General features: G+C 35.3%; 23 protein-coding genes and 1 pseudogene. 15 read left to right on the top strand and 9 right to left on the bottom strand.

The features are described 5' to 3' along the window. The first annotated feature begins 8 nt into the window (after window positions 1-8). From ACMZ42_RS01610 to ACMZ42_RS01595, 4 genes are all read left to right on the top strand, one after another. A complete protein-coding gene (locus ACMZ42_RS01610) occupies window positions 9-797 on the top strand; it encodes an ABC transporter ATP-binding protein (protein WP_415730329.1) in 789 nt (262 codons plus the stop codon). A 39-nt stretch (window positions 798-836) separates the two neighbouring features. Continuing rightward, on the top strand, window positions 837-1,877 hold the full coding sequence (locus ACMZ42_RS01605; protein WP_415730328.1) for a FecCD family ABC transporter permease: 1,041 nt from the start codon (window positions 837-839) through the stop codon (window positions 1,875-1,877). Continuing rightward, window positions 1,874-2,908 (top strand): FecCD family ABC transporter permease, encoded by a 1,035-nt coding sequence (locus ACMZ42_RS01600; protein WP_415730327.1) that lies wholly within the window; start codon window positions 1,874-1,876, stop codon window positions 2,906-2,908. Before ACMZ42_RS01605 ends, ACMZ42_RS01600 begins: the two co-directional genes overlap by 4 nt. A 235-nt stretch (window positions 2,909-3,143) precedes the next feature. Continuing rightward, window positions 3,144-3,548, top strand: a complete 405-nt coding sequence (locus tag ACMZ42_RS01595; RefSeq protein ID WP_370082254.1) for a GNAT family N-acetyltransferase — start codon at window positions 3,144-3,146, stop codon at window positions 3,546-3,548. A 44-nt stretch (window positions 3,549-3,592) separates the two neighbouring features. Here ACMZ42_RS01595 and ACMZ42_RS01590 read toward each other — a convergent pair whose 3' ends face one another. Beyond that, window positions 3,593-4,030 carry a MarR family winged helix-turn-helix transcriptional regulator gene (locus ACMZ42_RS01590; RefSeq protein WP_415730326.1) on the bottom strand — a complete coding sequence of 146 codons (438 nt, stop codon included), beginning with the start codon at window positions 4,028-4,030 and terminating at the stop codon, window positions 3,593-3,595. Between the two features lie 121 nt (window positions 4,031-4,151). Here ACMZ42_RS01590 and ACMZ42_RS01585 point away from each other — a divergent pair, with 121 nt between their 5' ends. Then, on the top strand, window positions 4,152-4,739 hold the full coding sequence (locus ACMZ42_RS01585) for an NAD(P)H-dependent oxidoreductase (protein WP_415730325.1): 588 nt from the start codon (window positions 4,152-4,154) through the stop codon (window positions 4,737-4,739). 42 nt (window positions 4,740-4,781) lie between these two features. Here the strand turns inward: ACMZ42_RS01585 and ACMZ42_RS01580 are convergent, their stop codons facing one another. Both ACMZ42_RS01580 and ACMZ42_RS01575 read right to left on the bottom strand, forming a co-directional pair. Continuing rightward, window positions 4,782-5,855 (bottom strand): ATP-binding protein, encoded by a 1,074-nt coding sequence (locus ACMZ42_RS01580; protein WP_415730324.1) that lies wholly within the window; start codon window positions 5,853-5,855, stop codon window positions 4,782-4,784. Beyond that, entirely contained in the window at window positions 5,852-6,502 is a 651-nt protein-coding gene (locus ACMZ42_RS01575) for a response regulator transcription factor (RefSeq protein WP_415730430.1), read from the bottom strand. Before ACMZ42_RS01575 ends, ACMZ42_RS01580 begins: the two co-directional genes overlap by 4 nt. Between ACMZ42_RS01575 and ACMZ42_RS01570 the strand changes: the two genes are divergently transcribed. The 3 genes from ACMZ42_RS01570 (at window position 6,443) to ACMZ42_RS01560 (ending at window position 7,699) form a co-directional block, all read left to right on the top strand. Further along, on the top strand, window positions 6,443-6,718 hold the full coding sequence (locus ACMZ42_RS01570; protein ID WP_415730429.1) for an SPOR domain-containing protein: 276 nt from the start codon (window positions 6,443-6,445) through the stop codon (window positions 6,716-6,718). The genes ACMZ42_RS01575 and ACMZ42_RS01570 overlap by 60 nt on opposite strands. A 421-nt stretch (window positions 6,719-7,139) precedes the next feature. Beyond that, on the top strand, window positions 7,140-7,409 hold the full coding sequence (locus tag ACMZ42_RS01565; RefSeq protein WP_415730323.1) for a hypothetical protein: 270 nt from the start codon (window positions 7,140-7,142) through the stop codon (window positions 7,407-7,409). A 149-nt stretch (window positions 7,410-7,558) separates the two neighbouring features. Then, the gene (locus ACMZ42_RS01560; protein ID WP_415730433.1) at window positions 7,559-7,699 is read left to right on the top strand and encodes a hypothetical protein; all 141 of its coding nucleotides are present in this window, start codon (window positions 7,559-7,561) and stop codon (window positions 7,697-7,699) included. A 25-nt stretch (window positions 7,700-7,724) separates the two neighbouring features. Here ACMZ42_RS01560 and ACMZ42_RS01555 read toward each other — a convergent pair whose 3' ends face one another. Beyond that, window positions 7,725-8,090, bottom strand: coding sequence for an Ig-like domain-containing protein (locus tag ACMZ42_RS01555; RefSeq protein WP_415730428.1), 366 nt, complete (start codon window positions 8,088-8,090; stop codon window positions 7,725-7,727). Between the two features lie 470 nt (window positions 8,091-8,560). Here ACMZ42_RS01555 and ACMZ42_RS01550 point away from each other — a divergent pair, with 470 nt between their 5' ends. The 3 genes from ACMZ42_RS01550 to ACMZ42_RS01540 all read left to right on the top strand — a co-directional run bounded on the left by ACMZ42_RS01550 (window position 8,561) and on the right by ACMZ42_RS01540 (window position 9,963). Beyond that, a complete protein-coding gene (locus tag ACMZ42_RS01550) occupies window positions 8,561-8,947 on the top strand; it encodes a hypothetical protein (protein WP_415730322.1) in 387 nt (128 codons plus the stop codon). Next, window positions 8,944-9,207: a hypothetical protein gene (locus ACMZ42_RS01545; protein ID WP_415730321.1), complete on the top strand. Its 264-nt coding sequence runs from the start codon at window positions 8,944-8,946 to the stop codon at window positions 9,205-9,207. Before ACMZ42_RS01550 ends, ACMZ42_RS01545 begins: the two co-directional genes overlap by 4 nt. Window positions 9,208-9,717: 510 nt before the next feature. Continuing rightward, window positions 9,718-9,963, top strand: coding sequence for a hypothetical protein (locus tag ACMZ42_RS01540; RefSeq protein ID WP_415730320.1), 246 nt, complete (start codon window positions 9,718-9,720; stop codon window positions 9,961-9,963). Window positions 9,964-10,155: 192 nt separating this feature from the next. Here the strand turns inward: ACMZ42_RS01540 and ACMZ42_RS01535 are convergent. From ACMZ42_RS01535 to ACMZ42_RS01515, 5 genes and pseudogenes are all read right to left on the bottom strand, one after another. Continuing rightward, window positions 10,156-10,317, bottom strand: a pseudogene (locus ACMZ42_RS01535) (response regulator); the annotation flags it as partial. A 17-nt stretch (window positions 10,318-10,334) separates the two neighbouring features. Then, window positions 10,335-12,089: an ABC transporter ATP-binding protein gene (locus ACMZ42_RS01530; protein WP_415730319.1), complete on the bottom strand. Its 1,755-nt coding sequence runs from the start codon at window positions 12,087-12,089 to the stop codon at window positions 10,335-10,337. A 215-nt stretch (window positions 12,090-12,304) separates the two neighbouring features. Beyond that, complete coding sequence (locus ACMZ42_RS01525; protein WP_415730318.1) at window positions 12,305-12,607, bottom strand: zinc ribbon domain-containing protein; 303 nt, start codon at window positions 12,605-12,607, stop codon at window positions 12,305-12,307. Between the two features lie 21 nt (window positions 12,608-12,628). Continuing rightward, complete coding sequence (locus ACMZ42_RS01520) at window positions 12,629-13,036, bottom strand: zinc ribbon domain-containing protein (RefSeq protein ID WP_415730317.1); 408 nt, start codon at window positions 13,034-13,036, stop codon at window positions 12,629-12,631. 11 nt (window positions 13,037-13,047) lie between these two features. After that, complete coding sequence (locus ACMZ42_RS01515; protein WP_370082238.1) at window positions 13,048-13,422, bottom strand: DUF2085 domain-containing protein; 375 nt, start codon at window positions 13,420-13,422, stop codon at window positions 13,048-13,050. Window positions 13,423-13,779: 357 nt separating this feature from the next. On the opposite strand from ACMZ42_RS01515, the gene ACMZ42_RS01510 reads away from it, so the two are divergent. From ACMZ42_RS01510 to ACMZ42_RS01495, 4 genes are all read left to right on the top strand, one after another. Then, window positions 13,780-14,355: a MarR family winged helix-turn-helix transcriptional regulator gene (locus ACMZ42_RS01510; RefSeq protein ID WP_415730316.1), complete on the top strand. Its 576-nt coding sequence runs from the start codon at window positions 13,780-13,782 to the stop codon at window positions 14,353-14,355. Beyond that, entirely contained in the window at window positions 14,348-14,662 is a 315-nt protein-coding gene (locus ACMZ42_RS01505) for a hypothetical protein (RefSeq protein ID WP_415730315.1), read from the top strand. The genes ACMZ42_RS01510 and ACMZ42_RS01505 overlap by 8 nt, the downstream gene beginning before the upstream one ends. 17 nt (window positions 14,663-14,679) lie before the next feature. Beyond that, the gene (locus tag ACMZ42_RS01500; protein WP_415730314.1) at window positions 14,680-15,942 is read left to right on the top strand and encodes an MFS transporter; all 1,263 of its coding nucleotides are present in this window, start codon (window positions 14,680-14,682) and stop codon (window positions 15,940-15,942) included. A gap of 382 nt (window positions 15,943-16,324) precedes the next feature. After that, window positions 16,325-17,089 carry a MerR family transcriptional regulator gene (locus ACMZ42_RS01495; RefSeq protein ID WP_415730313.1) on the top strand — a complete coding sequence of 255 codons (765 nt, stop codon included), beginning with the start codon at window positions 16,325-16,327 and terminating at the stop codon, window positions 17,087-17,089. Window positions 17,090-17,114: the final 25 nt, after the last annotated feature.

Here is a 17,114-nt window from a genome sequence, read left to right as displayed (position 1 = left end):
TTTTTATAATGGCAGTACTTACGATAGATCATGTTGATATAGGCTATTCCTCATCCCCCATCGTAAAGGATTTAAGTGTTGAAATACCAAAAGGTAAAATTACTACACTAATTGGTCCTAATGGTTGTGGGAAATCCACATTATTAAAAGCAGTTGCACGATTGCTAAAAATCCAACAAGGTGCAGTGTATCTGGATGGGAAAGCTTTGCATGAAATGAATACAAAAAGTATCGCAAAACGTATGGCCATTTTACCACAGTCAGCGATAGCACCTGGGGGATTAACCGTAATAGAGCTTGTGTCATATGGTCGTTTTCCATATCAGAGTGGTATAGGGACATTACGTAAGGAAGATTACGATTATATTCACTGGGCTATTGAAGTAACGGGCTTGAAAGAATATCAAGATCGATCGATTGAAGCACTATCTGGTGGACAAAGGCAACGTGTCTGGATTGCGATGGCACTTGCTCAAGGAACCGATATTTTAATATTGGACGAGCCGACAACTTACCTCGATTTAGCGCATCAGCTAGATGTGCTATTACTTTTAAAAAAGTTAAACGAGGAAGAAGGGCGCACAATTGTCATGGTATTGCATGACTTAAACCACGCGTCACGCTTTTCAGATTTTATGATGGCGATTCGAGATGGACAACTTGTTGTTAGTGGGAGCCCGCACGAAGTCATGACAGAGGAAAATCTAAAAGAAATTTTTAATATTAAAGCATATATGGCCGTTTGTCCATATAGTAATAACCCAATATGTTTAACCTATCATACGGCCAAAATGTAAATTTGGTCCAGGTATAACTAAAAAGAGTGGAGTAGATTTATGGAAGTACCAAATCTTGAACAGACAAAAAACATACATAATCGAGCGTATCCATTGCGTGCAGTTACGGCATTGGTTGTCGGTATTATAGGGCTTGTGATAGTAATCGCTTTATCGATCTCATTTGGAGTAGCTGATATTTCAATTGAAACGGTTTGGCAGGCAATATTTTATTATTCTGCTGCGCTACCAGAGCATCAGGTAATATTTGATATTAGAATACCTCGGGTAATTGGTGCTGCATTAGTAGGTGCTAGCTTTGCAGTTGCCGGTGCAATTATGCAAGGGATGACTCGTAATCCATTGGCTGATTCAGGTTTACTTGGGCTAAATGCAGGAGCAACATTTATGTTAGCTATTTGCTTTGCATTTTTCCCTAATACCCCCTATATTTACTTGATTTTATGGTCGTTTTTAGGGGCAGGCTTAGGTGTAGCAATCGTTTATGGGATAGGCTCGTTATCAAAGGGCGGTTTAACCCCTATGCGTTTGGTACTAGCAGGAGCAGCTGTAAGTGCATTATTAGGTGCATTAGGCGAAGGAATAGCTCTTTACTTTCAAATTGGTCAAGATTTAGCATTTTTTTATGCTGGTGGAGTTTCAGCTACAAAATGGAGTAATCTCCAAGTACTGATTCCATGGCTTCTACTTGCCTTTATCGGAGCACTTATATTGTCGCGCTCAATTACCCTTTTAAGCTTAGGTGATGAAATTGCAGTTGGACTAGGCCAAAAAGTAGGTGTCGTAAAATTCTGGGGCCTACTTATTGTTTTAGTATTGGCTGGTGGAGCAGTTTCAGTTGTTGGAGCTGTAGCGTTTGTTGGATTAATCGTACCACATTTGACACGATACATTGTTGGCTATGATTATCGATGGATTATTATTTGTTCTATAGTTTATGGTGCGCTATTAGTCGTGTTGGCAGATTTTTTGGCACGGATTATTAACCAACCATATGAGGTGCCGATTGGTGCGCTCATTTCATTAATTGGTGTTCCATTTTTCCTTTATCTTTCTCGTAAAGGTGGGAAAGAACTATGAGACAACTTTATTTAACAGAGGGTCAGGAAGTGGCTAAAAAACGACATAGCCGTATAGTAATGTTTTTTCTAGTACTTATTATTATCGTTTTTATGATAAGTCTGAATGTAGGGGTATCAAAGCTTTCAGTAGGTGAGGTAGTTAAAACGCTATTTAATCAGGGAACTGCTCATCAAGAACTTGTTTTATTTGATTTTAGATTGCCTAGGATGCTAATCTCGATTTTAGTTGGAATGGGATTAGCAACAGCAGGTGCTGTTATGCAGGGAGTTTCCAGGAATGCTTTAGCTGATCCAGGGATTTTAGGGATTAATGCAGGTGCAGGACTTGCTATTATGCTATATATTTCATTTTTTCCAGCTACAGCAGATGTCCCTGTATTCGCTTTGCCCATTATCGCGATTATTGGAGCAGCAGGAACCGCTTTGATTATTTACATGTTGTCCTATAAACGACATGAGGGTATTTCACCTATGCGACTACTTCTAACAGGAATTGCAGTAGCAGCAGGGATTAGCTCGTTGATAATTGTCTTAACATTAACGCTTACCCCCGATAAGTATCAATTTTTAGCGACTTGGTTAGCTGGTAGTATTTGGGGGTCGAATTGGAAGTTTGTCATGGCGTTACTACCATGGATTTTGATTCTACTTCCACTCATTTATGTTAAGTCAAATGTGCTAAATGTCCTCAATCTAGGTGATTCACTTGCAACAGGATTAGGCACCTCAATCGAACGTGAGCGCAGATGGTTGTTATTAGCTGCTGTTGGTTTAGCAGCGTCTAGTGTGTCTGTAAGTGGTGGTATTGGCTTTGTCGGTCTAATTGCTCCACATGTTGCCCGACAATTAGTTGGTGCAAAACATCAAATTTTGTTGCCAGTTGCTGCTTTGGTTGGTGCATTATTAGTTTTAATTGCAGATACAATTGGTCGGGCAATTTTACAGCCTTCAGAGGTACCAGCAGGGATTGTTGTTGCAGTTATCGGTGCACCATATTTTCTTTATTTGTTAACTAGATTAAAAGAGTGATAGAAATGCAAAGTATAAGCGGGAGCGTCCAAAAGACAGACAGCTCCAAATATTTCTAGATAACTATCTGTTTAAGGATTTTGCTTCTCATTCGTTATTTTAGCAGGCTCTACCCGTAGTTCCTGTTACATTGAATATATGGTGGATATAGGCATTGTTAAAAATAAAAAGTCTCCTTATAATTAGAGCTAAGGTACGTAGTTCTGTCCATCACCTAATAACGAGGAGATAAGTTATGAATATAGTTCAAGCAAACACTATTTCACCAGCTATTAGAAAACTACTTTCTTTTGCAACTTCGGATGAAAAAGTTCAACAAGAGTATGAAAAATATATACTTTTATCGAATAGGACATTGTATAGCATTGAATTCGAAGGTGAAATTGCTGGTTGTATTGGTATAGAACAAATCAGCTTATCAGAGTGCGAGATTAAGCATATTGCTGTATTAGCTGATCAAAGAGGAAAAAACATTGGGAGTAAAATGATTAATTTTATAGCAAGTAAGTACCCATCAATTGTTGCTGAAACAGATTATGAGGCCGTAGATTTTTATCGACGCTATGGTTTTTTCATAACTAGCCTAGGAGAGAAATACCCAGGTGTAGAACGCTTTCTATGTCAATTTAATAAACAATGAAAAAACCTGCATTGCTTTTCCTAATGAAAAGCAATGCAGGTTTTTTATGATTTTGGATTAAAAACCTTTTGGTCAAGAATGTTTAATGCATTATGAATGTCATCTAAGTCTTTTTTAGATGCATGTTGAATAAGCTGTTGAAAACGCTCTTCTATACAGGCAAATGCTTCTCCCATTATTTTTTCTCCATCCTCTGTAAGGCAAACATAGTGCTTTCTTCGATCTTCGGTATCACTAATTTTTCCGATAAATTTTCTTTCCTGTAATTTACGTAATTCACGGCTTGTATTAGGTAAGGACATATGCTGACAATCACTAATTTCAGTAGGCGTAACTGGTTGGCTTACTTTTATATATTCTAGAATTTTATATTGTACAGGTGTAATATTATCGATTTTAACGTTTTGAGTTAGTTCATGTGTTACTTGATGTACCGCTGTTGTAAATGCTACAAACTGATTAAATAATTCTTTTTTGTCCAAACGTGACCACCTCTTATTGAAAAGATAACAAAAAACTTATCTTAAAACAATTATCATTTGACAACTAAAATCAGGCAGTTTATTATTTAGTTATCAAATGATAAGTAATGGAGGGTGCATGATGAACACATTAATTATTTATACATATCCCAATCATAAAAGTTTGAATTATGCTTTTTTACAGGAGGTTAAGAAGGGCTGTAATGACAATCCTTTCATAAAGGATATTCAAGTACTAGACTTATACGAGGAGCAATTTGATCCGCTTTTAGTATTCCATGAACATAAACGCCGTCGTGATATGTTTCGTGATCCAAAACTTGAGAAATATCGAGAACAAATTAGGTGGGCTGATAAAATCGTTTTTGTTTATCCGATATGGTGGGGAAGGCCACCAGCAATGCTTCTAGGGTATATTGATCAATTGTTTTCGGCCAATTTTGCTTATAAAGATAAAAAAGGACTATTTCCTGAGGGGCTTCTTAAAGGAAAATCAGTGGTGTGTATTTCGACAATGAAGGGGCCAACAAAATATCCACTATTATGGCTAAATAATGCTCATAAAATATTAATGAAAAGAGCGTTATTTAATTTTGTTGGCATTAAACAAGTGAAGTTTTTTGAATTTGGCAACATGGAGAGTGGGAAGGGGAGACAAAGCAGAAGACTCGAAAAAGTTTATCAATATTTTAGAAAAATAGTTTACTAGTTCATCTGCCTAATAGACTCGTGCGGACGAAGATTGAATCTTCTATTCGTTTGCACGAGTCTGATCTATTTCTACTGGCAGTGTTACAAAAAACGTTGTATATTCAGCAAGCTTGCTTTCAACAGTAATGGTTCCGTTATGCATATCGATGATTTTTTTCACAATAGATAGTCCTAAACCACTGCCGCCATTCTCAGCCGTCCTTGATTGGTCAGCCTTATAAAATCGCTCAAATACATGCTTTTGTTGTTCCGTTGTTAAACCGATACCATTATCACGAATGGCAATAGTGATCGTGTCCATTTGTTTTGTCATTGATATTGTAATAGTGCCAGTAGTTGGCGTGAATTTAATGCTATTGCTTAGTAAATTCATCCATACTTGATTCATTAAATCTTCATCAGCCATTAGCGAAATGTTTTCTAATTGCATATCGATGTCGATATTTTTAGCTAGCCAATTTGGTTCAAGTGCTAGTACGACATTACGCAATTGCTTATCAAGTCGGTAATGCCTTGGCTCGAAGGGGTGGTGTTGTGATTCTAACGACGTTAGCTTTAGTAAATTGTCACTAATTTTTGATAGTCGATTACTTTCCATCTCAATGATTGTTAAATAATGCTGTCGCTTATCCTCAGGGAGGTCTATGTTTTTCAATGCTTTAGCAAAGCCGTTAATAGATGTTAGAGGCGACTGAATTTCATGAGATACATTCGAAATAAATTCTTGGCGCATTCTTTCCATTTCGCCTAATTCGACTGCCATATGGTTGATGCCATGTATTAATTGACCAAATTGATCTTCGTCATCTGCTTTAAGATCTAATTTGACAGAGAAATCACCTTTAGCAATCCGGCTTAATGCATCTACAATCGTATTCCAATAGTTCCGTTGTCTTTTTAGCCCAATTAAAAAGGTGATGATGACTGAGCAAGCAAAGAGAACAAAAACACCAACTACGGTCCATAATTGAAGCCAGAAACCTTGTGGATGTTTGCCTAACCAATCATAAATCCAGGACGTTATGTGGTAGGAAATAAAGGCAAAGACGATGCTAATGATAAGAAGAAGCATTAAAGTTAAAAAAAGCTTTAAAAAATTTTTTAGTCTTCTCATGAAACAAGTTCCAATCGATAGCCTAGGCCGCGAATTGTACGAATAGAAAATCCGCTTGTTTCTTGAGGGAAACGTTGACGAAGTCTTTTAATGTGAACATCGACTGTTCGTTCATCACCTTCATAGTCGTATCCCCAAATTTCTTCGATTAGCTGTTCACGTGAAAAAGTTTTTCCAGCATAGCTTGCTAACGTAAATAATAGTTCAAATTCCTTTAAACGAAGTGTTAAAGATTCACCGCTATACAAGACTTCATGTGTATTACGATTTAACTTAATATTGCCGGCTTCCACAAGTTGAGATAGGGAAATATGGTATCTTTTAAGTATTGATTTCACACGGACGATCAGCTCTGCAGGCTCAAATGGTTTAACAAGATAATCATCTGTCCCAAGATGAAAACCCTTTACCTTTTGCGAGGTTTCTCCCTTTGCGGTTAACATTAAGATTGGTAGATTATCATTAAATGAACGAATTTCTTCGCATAATTCCCAGCCATCCATATTTGGCATCATAATATCCATAGTGGCAAAAACTGCCCTCGTGAAATTCGTGCAGGTAATGTTACTTGGAACATTTTCTTGCAAATGGTTAAAAACGCTGGTGCTGTACAACAACCTAATCCTATTACGGATAACAATAAATATCGTGTTTTAACAGGCACATACAGCACAATTCAAGCTGCAGAAAATGTACTTGATGTATTAAAGCATCGCTTTGGTTGGGTTGCGTATATTGAACCTGACGGCAAGTTATGGCGTGTTAAAACTGGTACATTTACAGGTGCCGAAGCTGCAAAAGCAGGAGTAAATAAAATAAAGACGGCTAAACTTGCCCAAATAGCAAATATTGTAGCTGCATAACGAAATAGACCAAGATAGCTATATGCCATCTTGGTCTATTTTCATTTCATTTAACATTTGCTTACGTTCTAAAATCAATTCCATAAACTCTTCTAAATCTTCTTCTAAAGCTGAAACCTTGATAAAACTACGTGCCCTAGAGCGGGAGGTATAGGGGCCGTACAGAGTATACCACAGACGGAAATACTTACTTAACCACAGGGGGACTTAGTGGACAGAAATTAGAGATTTTAAGAAGTGGCTTGATGATGGTGGTTGGCGGTAACAAGCGAAAAAATTGTGACAAAAAGGGTAATATTTGTATTTTATTTAAATAATTACAAATTTCGACAACATTTTCATTTTAATTTTGTTATGGTTATATTGTTCTATTAAATGCAACTTATTAATAGAGAAAACAAATGTAAAAGGAGAGTTAATTATGTTTAAATCAAAAATTGCAAAAATGGTGGGATCACTGGCTTTATCAGGAGCTATACTAATTCCTTCAGTATCAGCGAGTGCATGGACTGAGTATGTTTATGTTAAGGACTTATATCCGGATGCTGTAGATTTTATATTTGTAAATAATGGTTCAAATGACAAGTATGTTATAGTTCAAGAAAGAGGATATGATGGTAGAATATACGAAACAAAGGTAAAATGCGATAAAATGATTGGTAATAAGTGTCAAGTAGCAGTTGAAAGATAGTTCAAAATGTATTAAACATTTGAAGTAAAATATCTAGTGAGGAATGAGTTCTGTATTGTACAAACTCATTCCTTTTAATTTGGTTTGATAAAATGATACTAAGAGCCCCGTCACTAGATGGAGCTTTTAGTATTTATTAGAATGTATAAATGCAAAAAGCCGCATTGACTTATCTCGTTGTTGCCACAGCTGGTGAAGACACAGTGCTGACGTATGCTAATCAAGCACTGAAAACACAAGTTGAAAAATTATTATTAAGTCACCAAAATAAAGACCAGGCGCTCAATTGAAAGTGAGCACCTGGTCTTTTTTTGTTTAATATTCTCTTACTTCAAATGAAGCAATCTTATCATGTACGATATATTCGGTTACTTTTTTATAAGGAGAAATAGTTTTTGTGAATTTGAATGTCGAAGTACCTTGAGAACTTTCAAACCAATTTAAGTAATTGTTTAATACTGCATTAGTAACATCATATTCTTTGGTAATACCGTTCACCAAAGTGATACTAAGAATAGCACTTGATGATTCATTATTTGGTTTTTTAACGATAACTGTAGCAGTTGCAACTAATTCCGTATTTTCAACCTTAGCAGTGATAATTGCTTCGCCTTCACGAATAGCTGTTACAATACCGTTCTGGTCTACAGTCGCAATTGATTCATCACTTGAAGACCAGATTACTTTTTTATTAATAGTGTCTTCAGGCAGGACTGTAGCAGCGAAGGTAGTGGGGCCATTCGGTGTTGATTCATTTAAAACGAATATCTGCGATTGGTTTGAACGTGATGTAGAGGAAACTTTTGGACCGGATGATATGGAGTTTGAAATTGTTGGTCGAAAAGGATATGCCGGAACAATCGCTCAGTTTGAGGATGAGTTCGGTGATGGAACCAGGTACGGAGATAGCAAAGCTCACGAGGATACAAAAATAAGAGTCTTATTAGCTATACATCGTTATTTAGGACGTTATAGCCCACATATCGAAAAGGTAAGCTTTGTAACAGGTCAGCCAATAAAACGGCATAAACAGGCGGAGAAAGAATCGATATTGAAATGTTAAAAGGAAATCATGAAATAAAGGTGAATGGTAAACGCAGAAAAGTATTTATTGAACAGGTGGCCGTAGCTGCTGAAGGTAGTGCAACATTTTGGGCACAACCAAGGATGGTGTAATCCGAACAATCGATATTGGTAGTGGAACTGTTAACGCAGCTACAATAGTTGATAAAAGGCATATTAATAACGCTAGCACCACGTTTAACTTTGGTGTTGAAACAGTTGCAAATAAAAATGACATCCAAAAGATCGCTAGGGGAATCATACGCAATACAACCAAACTGAAATGGGATAAAAAAGACAAAATATTGATTTGTGGAGGTATTACAGAAGGAATCACACCATATATAATAGAACACTACAATAATGCAGAAATCATTAATCCAACAATACATCGTGGAAATGGGGTGACAACTTTACACCCTGTCTTTGCAAATGCTGTTGGGTTTTACGCAATAGCGAAGGGGGCATTTGGATGAGTAACGAAGGTAGGAAGAACAAACCTGTTAGCTTCAACATTACAGATGAACATGATCTTGCACTATTGAAACATGCTGAACAAATCAACCCACTGACTGAAAAACCGCGAAATTTTAGTAAGTATGTTAAAAGGCTAATTGAAGAAGATATGAAACGTGGTCCAGAGAGTGAAATAAGGATAGACAAAAATGAGCCAGTATTGCACGAAGATGAAACTTACTCCATTGAAACAAAAGAAGCTATGAACAGTTTTATATAAAAAAAGAAAGTCATTCATTAGAAAAATAATGAGTGGCTTTTTATGATTCATGTAAATATTAAGTGATTAGGTTTTACAAATTGCACAAATACTAAAGCATGGACATCGAGACATTACAGTTTATAGCTATTTCCTATTTCAAAAAAATCAAAACAAATTGTGACTTTATAAAAATAATCCATTACAAAGAAGAGAAAGGAAATTATGCGTTTTACGGCTTTTACAAATGTAAACGAGGGATTGGGTTAAAGAAAGTTATTTTAACTGAAGACGGAGATGTTATCGACATTTTTTCGCTCTAATATGGAGAATTCTGTCGTAAATTGTAGATACCTCGACATTCCAATATATTACTTCCAGTGCTACCATTAAAATAACAAAAAACCACATCCCAAGTTGCACCTTGAAATGTGGTAATATTCGAGTGACATTCACCCATAAACCAACATTAATTATAAATCAAAACAATTGTAATTAAAAGTGAATGTCTTCATTTTAGGGAGGCAAATGATGGAAATAACAACAAATGAACTACTAAACACATTAAAAACTTTTTCAGAAATATTTAATATACCACCACTTGATTCAAATGATATTGGGCTTTGGTGGGACCAAGTAGTAAATGATATAGAAGTAGAGTTGCTTTATTTATTGTATGAAAACAATGTATTAGGGCGTTGTGATAATGATGTCTTAATATTCATGAACAATCTACTTATAAATCGAATTAATGATCTAGAGATAGTGGTTAACTAAAAATTACATAAAAGTATAAAAAGTCACTCGCGAAAATAACGAGTGACTTTTTTCGTTTTAATGATGCCAAAACGATGCCTAAACTAATAGAAATGAACATAGATTGATAGATTTTAAGAAAGATACATCATGTTTTCAATTGATGTAACATATCAAAAATAAAAGAGTATATGCTGATAAAACCATATACTATATAATATCCATAATAATCATATCCACCTTATCGGAATCCAATTTGGACAGTGCATCCACACCGTCCGTAGCTTCAATTACCTCTAAACCTTCATTTTGTAAAAATACCTTAACTAATTCCCGAATATGCGCATCATCATCTACAACTAATAGTTTTGTCATGCTAACAAATCCCTTCGTTATTCCTCTTTAATACGTAATTGTTGCTTGGCAAACTCTCGATACATATCATGAGTCTCAAATAGAGAATCATGTGTGCCACTGCCCGTAATATGTCCTTTCTCCACAAAAAGTATTTGATCTGCATCTACTACTGTAGAAAGGCGGTGTGCAATTATAAGCGTTGTTCTACCTTGCATTAAATTATCTAATGCTTTTTGAACATAGATTTCCGATTTACTATCTAGACTAGATGTTGCTTCATCCAACATTAATATTTGAGGGTCACGCAAAAGTGCTCTAGCGATAGAGATTCGTTGTCGTTGACCACCAGAAAGCTTAATGCCTCGTTCTCCTACCTCTGTATCAAATTGCTCTGGTAATTCATTGATAAATTGATCGGCGTAGGCCATTTTAGCAACTCTATCAAGCTCTTCATCCTGCACTTCTCTGTCAATGCCATAGCAAATATTTTCACGAATCGTTCCAGATAGCAGCGCACTCTCCTGAGCAACGTAGCCGATTTGGCTTCTCCAAGAATGTAGGGAGTACGTGTTGATAGGGGTTTCTCCAAGTGTAATACTTCCGTTAGTAGGCTGATAATATCTTTCTAACAGAGAAAATGTTGTTGTTTTTCCTCCGCCACTAGGTCCGACGATGGCGGTAACTTTACCTGGTTCAATGGTAAAATTAATATTCGATAAAATTAGGTCTTCTCCATATGCAAAGTCAACATTTTTTACATAAATCGGTTGATCCACTTTTTCTAATGTGTTTCCTTCGAAAATATTTTCTTCCTCATGCTCAAGTAATGCACTAATTCGCTCAGTAGCACCCATTGCTTTTTGTAGCTGTGTAAAGAACATTGTTAATTGGGTCATCGGCATGATGATTTGGATTAAATATAAAATAAATGCCACCATGTCGCCAGCTGTAAGCTCTCCTGAAGAAACTCGTACACCGCCATAACCAATAATAGCCACAAGAACTGACATTAATACAAACGAAATGAGAGGCGAAATAAGAGCATGGATTTTAGACTCTTTTAAACCAAACGTAAAGAGGTTTGTAATGCCTTTCTTGCCACGCTCATATTCAATATTCTCGGCATTTGAAGCTTTTACTAAGCGCGTTTCAGGTAAAACTTGATTGAGAACAGCCGTAAATTTTGCTGTCTCATCTTGCATTCCTTTTGAAATGACAAACATTCGTCTTCCTAACAGCATTAAAATAACCATAGCAAGCGGAACAGCAATCAGCATGACTAAGGTCATTTTCCAGTCTAAGATTAATAGAATGATGGTCGATCCAATAATAGAAATAACGCCTGATAAACAGTTCGCAAGATGTTCCGTAATGAGATCCTTGACAACAGCTGTGTCATTCGTAACACGACTTAATGTTTCGCCTGTATCGTTCTCATCATAATAAGGAATTGGTAAGTGAAGTAGCTTTCTCCAAAGCTGATCTCGTAATTTCGCTACAACATGATGTCCGACACGGTTTAAATAATAAATGGAAAGTCCACCCGCAATAGCCTGCGCGATAAAAGCAATCCCTAATAAAAGTATTTGCCAATAATCAAGGGATGCTAATGAAAAGCCATCGACTAATTTTTTTGTAAATAACGGAACGATAAAGCCTACGCCCGTAGTTGCTAAACTCATTACTAATGCAATAATTAAAAGCCACATCGGCGGTTCAGCCTGTTTGACTAAGCGAACAAAGCGCCGCCATTCCTTCAGTTTTGTCGTATCTTTTGATGCCTCCCGCAAAGTAAATCCTCCTTTAATTTCATCAACAAAAAAATATGAATCTTTTATGTTACTAACTATAGCATGTCAATATGAACTGAATATGAAATGAGAAGGTAATGAGGATAGGTAGCAGGAACATAAAAAACCCACATCAGAAAAACGCGAGAAATCAATGTTTAAAATTGATTTCTCGCGCTTTTAAAAATTTCGACTAGCTAAGTCCTAGCCTCTTTTTAATAGTTATTCTCTTCGATAGAACCAAGTACAAACCCTAATATTCCAAATAAGACCATTAATACTACATATACAGCGATTGCAATCAGCCCCCATATTAAAGCGGATTTAGCGGCTTTAGGCTTATCATTTTTCCATACAAAGTACATAATAATCCCTAAGAGCGGTACACAACAAAAAGAAAGGATATTAATAGCTATATTTGGTTTATCCTCTTGGTAAGTATTATGTACACGAACACCACATTTTGGACAAATTTCTGCTTGTGCCGCAATTTCTTCACTACAGTGTGGACAAAACATATTAAATTATACCTCCTAAAATTAAAAAAATTCCCATTTTCCTACTACTTTTCTTTCATAGCATTTTTTTCCGATTAAATAAGCATCAATTAAAATAGGTAAACCAACAATAATGAATCCTAAAGGAAAAGGAATGAAAAAAATAATTATTGTAGATATAAATAAGCAAAGAAATCCCTTCCCCATTTGATTATTAATGATTTGGCCTACACCAGGTATTAGAAATGTAAGTAATGCAGGAACTAGTGGATGAGTACCTTTTGGAGATTTTTTTAAAATAATCCCGCATGAAGTACACATTTCTTGTAAAGCATTTAATTCATTCCCACAATTCTGGCAGTAATTATGTACTTTGAATTTTCTAACACCACAATTTGGGCAAATTTCTGCCTGTTCTGATAGATTGGATGCACAATAGGTACAAAACATTTTCAGTCTCCTTAGTTAAAAATTAATGAACCAATATATTCTCCTTTTTTATAGAGATAAATAGTTAGATTCCAAAATAAGAGAGCGGCGTGTAAAATCATAAAAACAATACCTATTCCACCGAGTATTCCTGTTACTAATCGCCGATAGTTAGTACTAAGCCATTTATTAAATAATTGTCCCGTTCCGTCTATAATCATAGGAATTGTTAAAATAAGAGCATAAAAAAAAGGTAAAACTTTAAATAACGCCAATATAATGCCAATTACATATCCAATACAAATTCCTGTGCAACGTGCGCAAATCGGAAATTGAACACCTCTATAAAAAAAAGATCGGCTTGGTAATCTATGGCAAAGGAACAAAAATTGAAAATATCGATTCACGAAATCACCTATTTAATCAAGTTTTTCAATAAAAGGAAACAACGAATATAATATACTATAAAAAGGAATATTGGAATGATAAAAATTAATTTTAACATAATTTAGTATAAAATAGTATAAAATGATTGAATAGATAGGGATTTATTCCTATGGAAAATTTCCTGGATTTATCAAGAAGAATGTTTAAAATAAGTTCCTTTTTTTGGAGGGATATCATATAATATTGTAAACCGACAGTCGGTCTATTGGTGTGGTATCTCATTCTATTTGAAAAGTATAAAAGTCACCATGTTGACTTTTGGGGAATCGTTATGTATCATTTGGTAAACATGGTGACTAAATAGAGAGGTGCTACATATGGATTTAAATCTTTTATTGAAGGAATTGCATTTTATGCAGCAAAGTTATGCGACATTGTTTTCAGTTGTCAATAAAGTTCAAATAAGAGGAGATGAATATTTAGAGGTATTAACTTCGAGACAACATATGGCTCTTATTGCCATTGCCCATTTACCAGTAGAAAATACAACGCTCGTAAATATCGCTAAAAAGCTTGGGACAACAAAGCAAACTGCGAATAAGTTAATAACGAGTCTTGTGAAAAAAGGATATGTCCAAACGATACCAAGTAAATTAGATAAAAGATCGATCAATGTCGAGATTACTTCAGAGGGAAAAAAAGCTTTGATTGTTTGTTCGGAGAAGTCTACTTACTTTTTAGCAGATATCTTTAAAGACTTTAAAACTGAGGAAATTGAAACATTGTGGAAGTTATTGCAAAAACTTTACCGTTTTGATGGTGAGGAACTAGATGGGTATGAAGAAACGGTAAATATGGAGATTGAGGAACCAGAACAGATTTCGGACTTCCAAGAGCGAGTTTTAACTGAGTTATTAAAACGACGATATGGAGATGAAGATCGCCATGATTAAAGGAGATAAACCATTTTTTTATCCTCAAAAAGCAAAAGATACTAAGCAGAATTTAACAGAAAAAGTTTATCTTATGAAACGTAAAATAAAGAAATCTGCGTATGAAGTTAAGGAAAAATTTTATCGGATTTCAAAAATTAGTCGTACTGGAAATTATGTATCCATTATCGTGGGGTTCTTATTGCTAATAATGTCTTGGAGTACGCAAATGGAGTGGCTCATTTGGTTAAGTACTATAAGTATTTTTAGTAATGTCTTTCTTCTTACAATACAATTTCTACACTTTCAAAAGGGTCATGAATGTTAAAGGAAGGGGTCTAATGAATGGAATCACAGATTAATAGAAAAGGCTTTTCAACAGATTTTAACCTTATGGTGATTGGGCAAATTATTTCTATTTTAGGGTCTGCGCTTTTAAGGTTTGCCTTATCACTTTATGTACTAGATATTACAGGACGTGCAGATCTTTTTGCAGTACTATTTGCGATATCGAGTGTCCCGATTTTACTAGCACCTCTTGGAGGAGCAATAGCTGATAGGTTTAATCGACGCAATTTGATGGTGATTTTCGATTTTACGAGTAGCATAATTGTGTTTAGTTTCTTCGCAATGCTAGCGATTGGTAATAGTTCCGTTTGGCTTATTGGTGTTGTGATGGTACTGCTTTCCTTTGTTAGTGCTATGTATGCACCTGCAGTGATGGCAAGTATTCCAGTACTTGTAGAAGAGGAAAAGCTTGAGCAAGCAAATGGAATTGTCAATGGTATTCAATCATTGTCTAATGTAGCTGCTCCTGTATTAGGTGGAATACTGTACGGTATGATTGGCTTAAAAGTACTTGTCTTGGCAAGTGGTGTGTTCTTTTTCCTTTCTGCCATATTAGAAATGTTTATTCATATACCATTTATCCGACGAGAGAAGAGCGGACATATTATTCCGACGCTTGTAAATGATTTGAAAGAGGGCTTTAGCTATGTAGTGAAGAAATCTTTTATATTCAAATGTATGATTTTAGCGGCATTATTAAATTTATTATTAACACCGTTGTTTGTCGTGGGGGTACCGATTATTCTCCGTGTTACAATGCAAAGTAGTGATACTCTGTATGGTGTAGGGATGGGGCTAATCGATTTTGCTACAATTTTAGGAGCTTTATCTATGGGATACTTTGCGAAAAAAATGGGTATCAATAATTTATACTTTTGGGTGTTTATCACCGCTTTATTGATTGTTCCAATGGCTCTAGCAGTTACGCCACTCATGCTTCATCTAGGTTTCTATCCGTCTTATACTTTATTTGTTGGTAGTGCGCTTATCATCGCTATGATTCTGACCGTTATTTCAATATATGTTATTACACTTGTACAAAAAGAAACGCCTAATGAAAACTTAGGGAAGGTCATGGCTATTATCATTGCCGTTTCACAATGTATGGCACCAATTGGGCAAATATTGTATGGTTTATTATTTGAAGCGTTTAGTGTTAAAGTCTACGTTCCTATTTTAATGATTAGTATGGCCATGGTAGTGATGGCAATTGTAACAAAGAGAATTTTACGATTTGAAAAGAGCGAGGTAGCAGAATGATTGAAAAGAAATCTGCTACTCTATGTTTTACTCTTCAATAATTCTAAACAAAATTAAATACTGACGATCATTTTCAAATGATTAACCTTTGAGTCCCTTAAAGCACAGCAAAAGGGGCTCTTTTTTATAGATAAAAAAATAGGTGTATTGCTTTGAGGAAATATAGGCATATTTTTGACCGATTAAAGGATCTTTTTGTTGATATTTTACTTATGTGTACCTATTTTTAGTTGATTGTAGCGGAAATCAGCGTATTCTAATCAATTTAAAAGTGGATAAAAATGGTTACTTTAATCCCCTAATAATATATTAATATGGTAAATAATACTTGACCTTCAAGTTAGTTGAAGGTTTACATTGGAGTTAAGAGAGGTGTAATGATTTGAAAAAATATATGACAATTCAAGAATTCTCTGAAAGAACAGGTGTAGCCAAAAGTACATTACGATTTTATGAAACTAAAAATTTACTGTTACCGGAGGAAAGAAGTTCAAATGGCTATCGAGTTTATGCGGATAGTCAAATTGCAACTGTAAAGTTAATATCCACGTTGCGATTAGCAGATGTACCTATACATGAAATTCAAAATTACTTACACGAGCAGGATGAAACGACTCGCCAGGAAATGATGAAAACGTGGATTCAACATATGAAACAAAAACGAGAACTGTTGGATATTAGCTTACGCTATTTAGAAAGTGACCCCATTCGAGATGATATCTATTTGATTGATAAAAATGATGAAAAAATTATTTGGTATACAGCTCAATCCACAACGGGTAAATTTGGAGCTCATTTTGAAAACAGAGCAAATGAATTAAAACAATTAAATATTAGCATTAAAAGTTATTATTTAAATTATTTATCAGGCCAAGATGTAATCAAAGCTCAAATTGGCTTTGGTGTTCCAGCAAATACAAACATAAATGATATAGCTGAAAGTGATTTTATTGAACATATGCCTTCTTGTATATGTCTGGCATTGCCATTTAAAGAACAAATGTCAACGATCAAGGACGGATACGTAAAATTACTTCAATACGCGCTTCAACATAAATGGGTACCGACACGCTCCATTCTTGAGTGGTATCGAGGTGATGATTTTACTCAACTAGATTTATTGTTACCTGTTATACAAATTGAGTAGGGATAAAAGGACTGGGGATAGTTTG

Origin of the sequence: Lysinibacillus sp. NPDC056185, from assembly GCF_047737915.1 — a bacterium.
Classification (GTDB): domain Bacteria; phylum Bacillota; class Bacilli; order Bacillales_A; family Planococcaceae; genus Lysinibacillus.
The sequence above is the reverse complement of the archived record's forward strand: the minus strand, read 5'-3'. Positions and strand labels throughout refer to the sequence as shown.

Excerpts from the sequence above, each read along its gene's own strand:
- ACMZ42_RS01610 (WP_415730329.1), top strand. The coding sequence starts at position 9 with ATGGCAGTACTTACGATAGATCATGTTGATATAGGCTATTCCTCATCC.
- ACMZ42_RS01605 (WP_415730328.1), top strand. The coding sequence starts at position 837 with ATGGAAGTACCAAATCTTGAACAGACAAAAAACATACATAATCGAGCG.
- ACMZ42_RS01600 (WP_415730327.1), top strand. The coding sequence starts at position 1,874 with ATGAGACAACTTTATTTAACAGAGGGTCAGGAAGTGGCTAAAAAACGA.
- ACMZ42_RS01595 (WP_370082254.1), top strand. The coding sequence starts at position 3,144 with ATGAATATAGTTCAAGCAAACACTATTTCACCAGCTATTAGAAAACTA.
- ACMZ42_RS01585 (WP_415730325.1), top strand. The coding sequence starts at position 4,152 with ATGAACACATTAATTATTTATACATATCCCAATCATAAAAGTTTGAAT.
- ACMZ42_RS01580 (WP_415730324.1), bottom strand. The coding sequence starts at position 5,855 with ATGAGAAGACTAAAAAATTTTTTAAAGCTTTTTTTAACTTTAATGCTT.
- ACMZ42_RS01570 (WP_415730429.1), top strand. The coding sequence starts at position 6,443 with ATGGTTAAAAACGCTGGTGCTGTACAACAACCTAATCCTATTACGGAT.
- ACMZ42_RS01565 (WP_415730323.1), top strand. The coding sequence starts at position 7,140 with ATGTTTAAATCAAAAATTGCAAAAATGGTGGGATCACTGGCTTTATCA.
- ACMZ42_RS01560 (WP_415730433.1), top strand. The coding sequence starts at position 7,559 with ATGCAAAAAGCCGCATTGACTTATCTCGTTGTTGCCACAGCTGGTGAA.
- ACMZ42_RS01545 (WP_415730321.1), top strand. The coding sequence starts at position 8,944 with ATGAGTAACGAAGGTAGGAAGAACAAACCTGTTAGCTTCAACATTACA.
- ACMZ42_RS01540 (WP_415730320.1), top strand. The coding sequence starts at position 9,718 with ATGGAAATAACAACAAATGAACTACTAAACACATTAAAAACTTTTTCA.
- ACMZ42_RS01525 (WP_415730318.1), bottom strand. The coding sequence starts at position 12,607 with ATGTTTTGTCCACACTGTAGTGAAGAAATTGCGGCACAAGCAGAAATT.
- ACMZ42_RS01520 (WP_415730317.1), bottom strand. The coding sequence starts at position 13,036 with ATGTTTTGTACCTATTGTGCATCCAATCTATCAGAACAGGCAGAAATT.
- ACMZ42_RS01510 (WP_415730316.1), top strand. The coding sequence starts at position 13,780 with ATGGATTTAAATCTTTTATTGAAGGAATTGCATTTTATGCAGCAAAGT.
- ACMZ42_RS01505 (WP_415730315.1), top strand. The coding sequence starts at position 14,348 with ATGATTAAAGGAGATAAACCATTTTTTTATCCTCAAAAAGCAAAAGAT.
- ACMZ42_RS01500 (WP_415730314.1), top strand. The coding sequence starts at position 14,680 with ATGGAATCACAGATTAATAGAAAAGGCTTTTCAACAGATTTTAACCTT.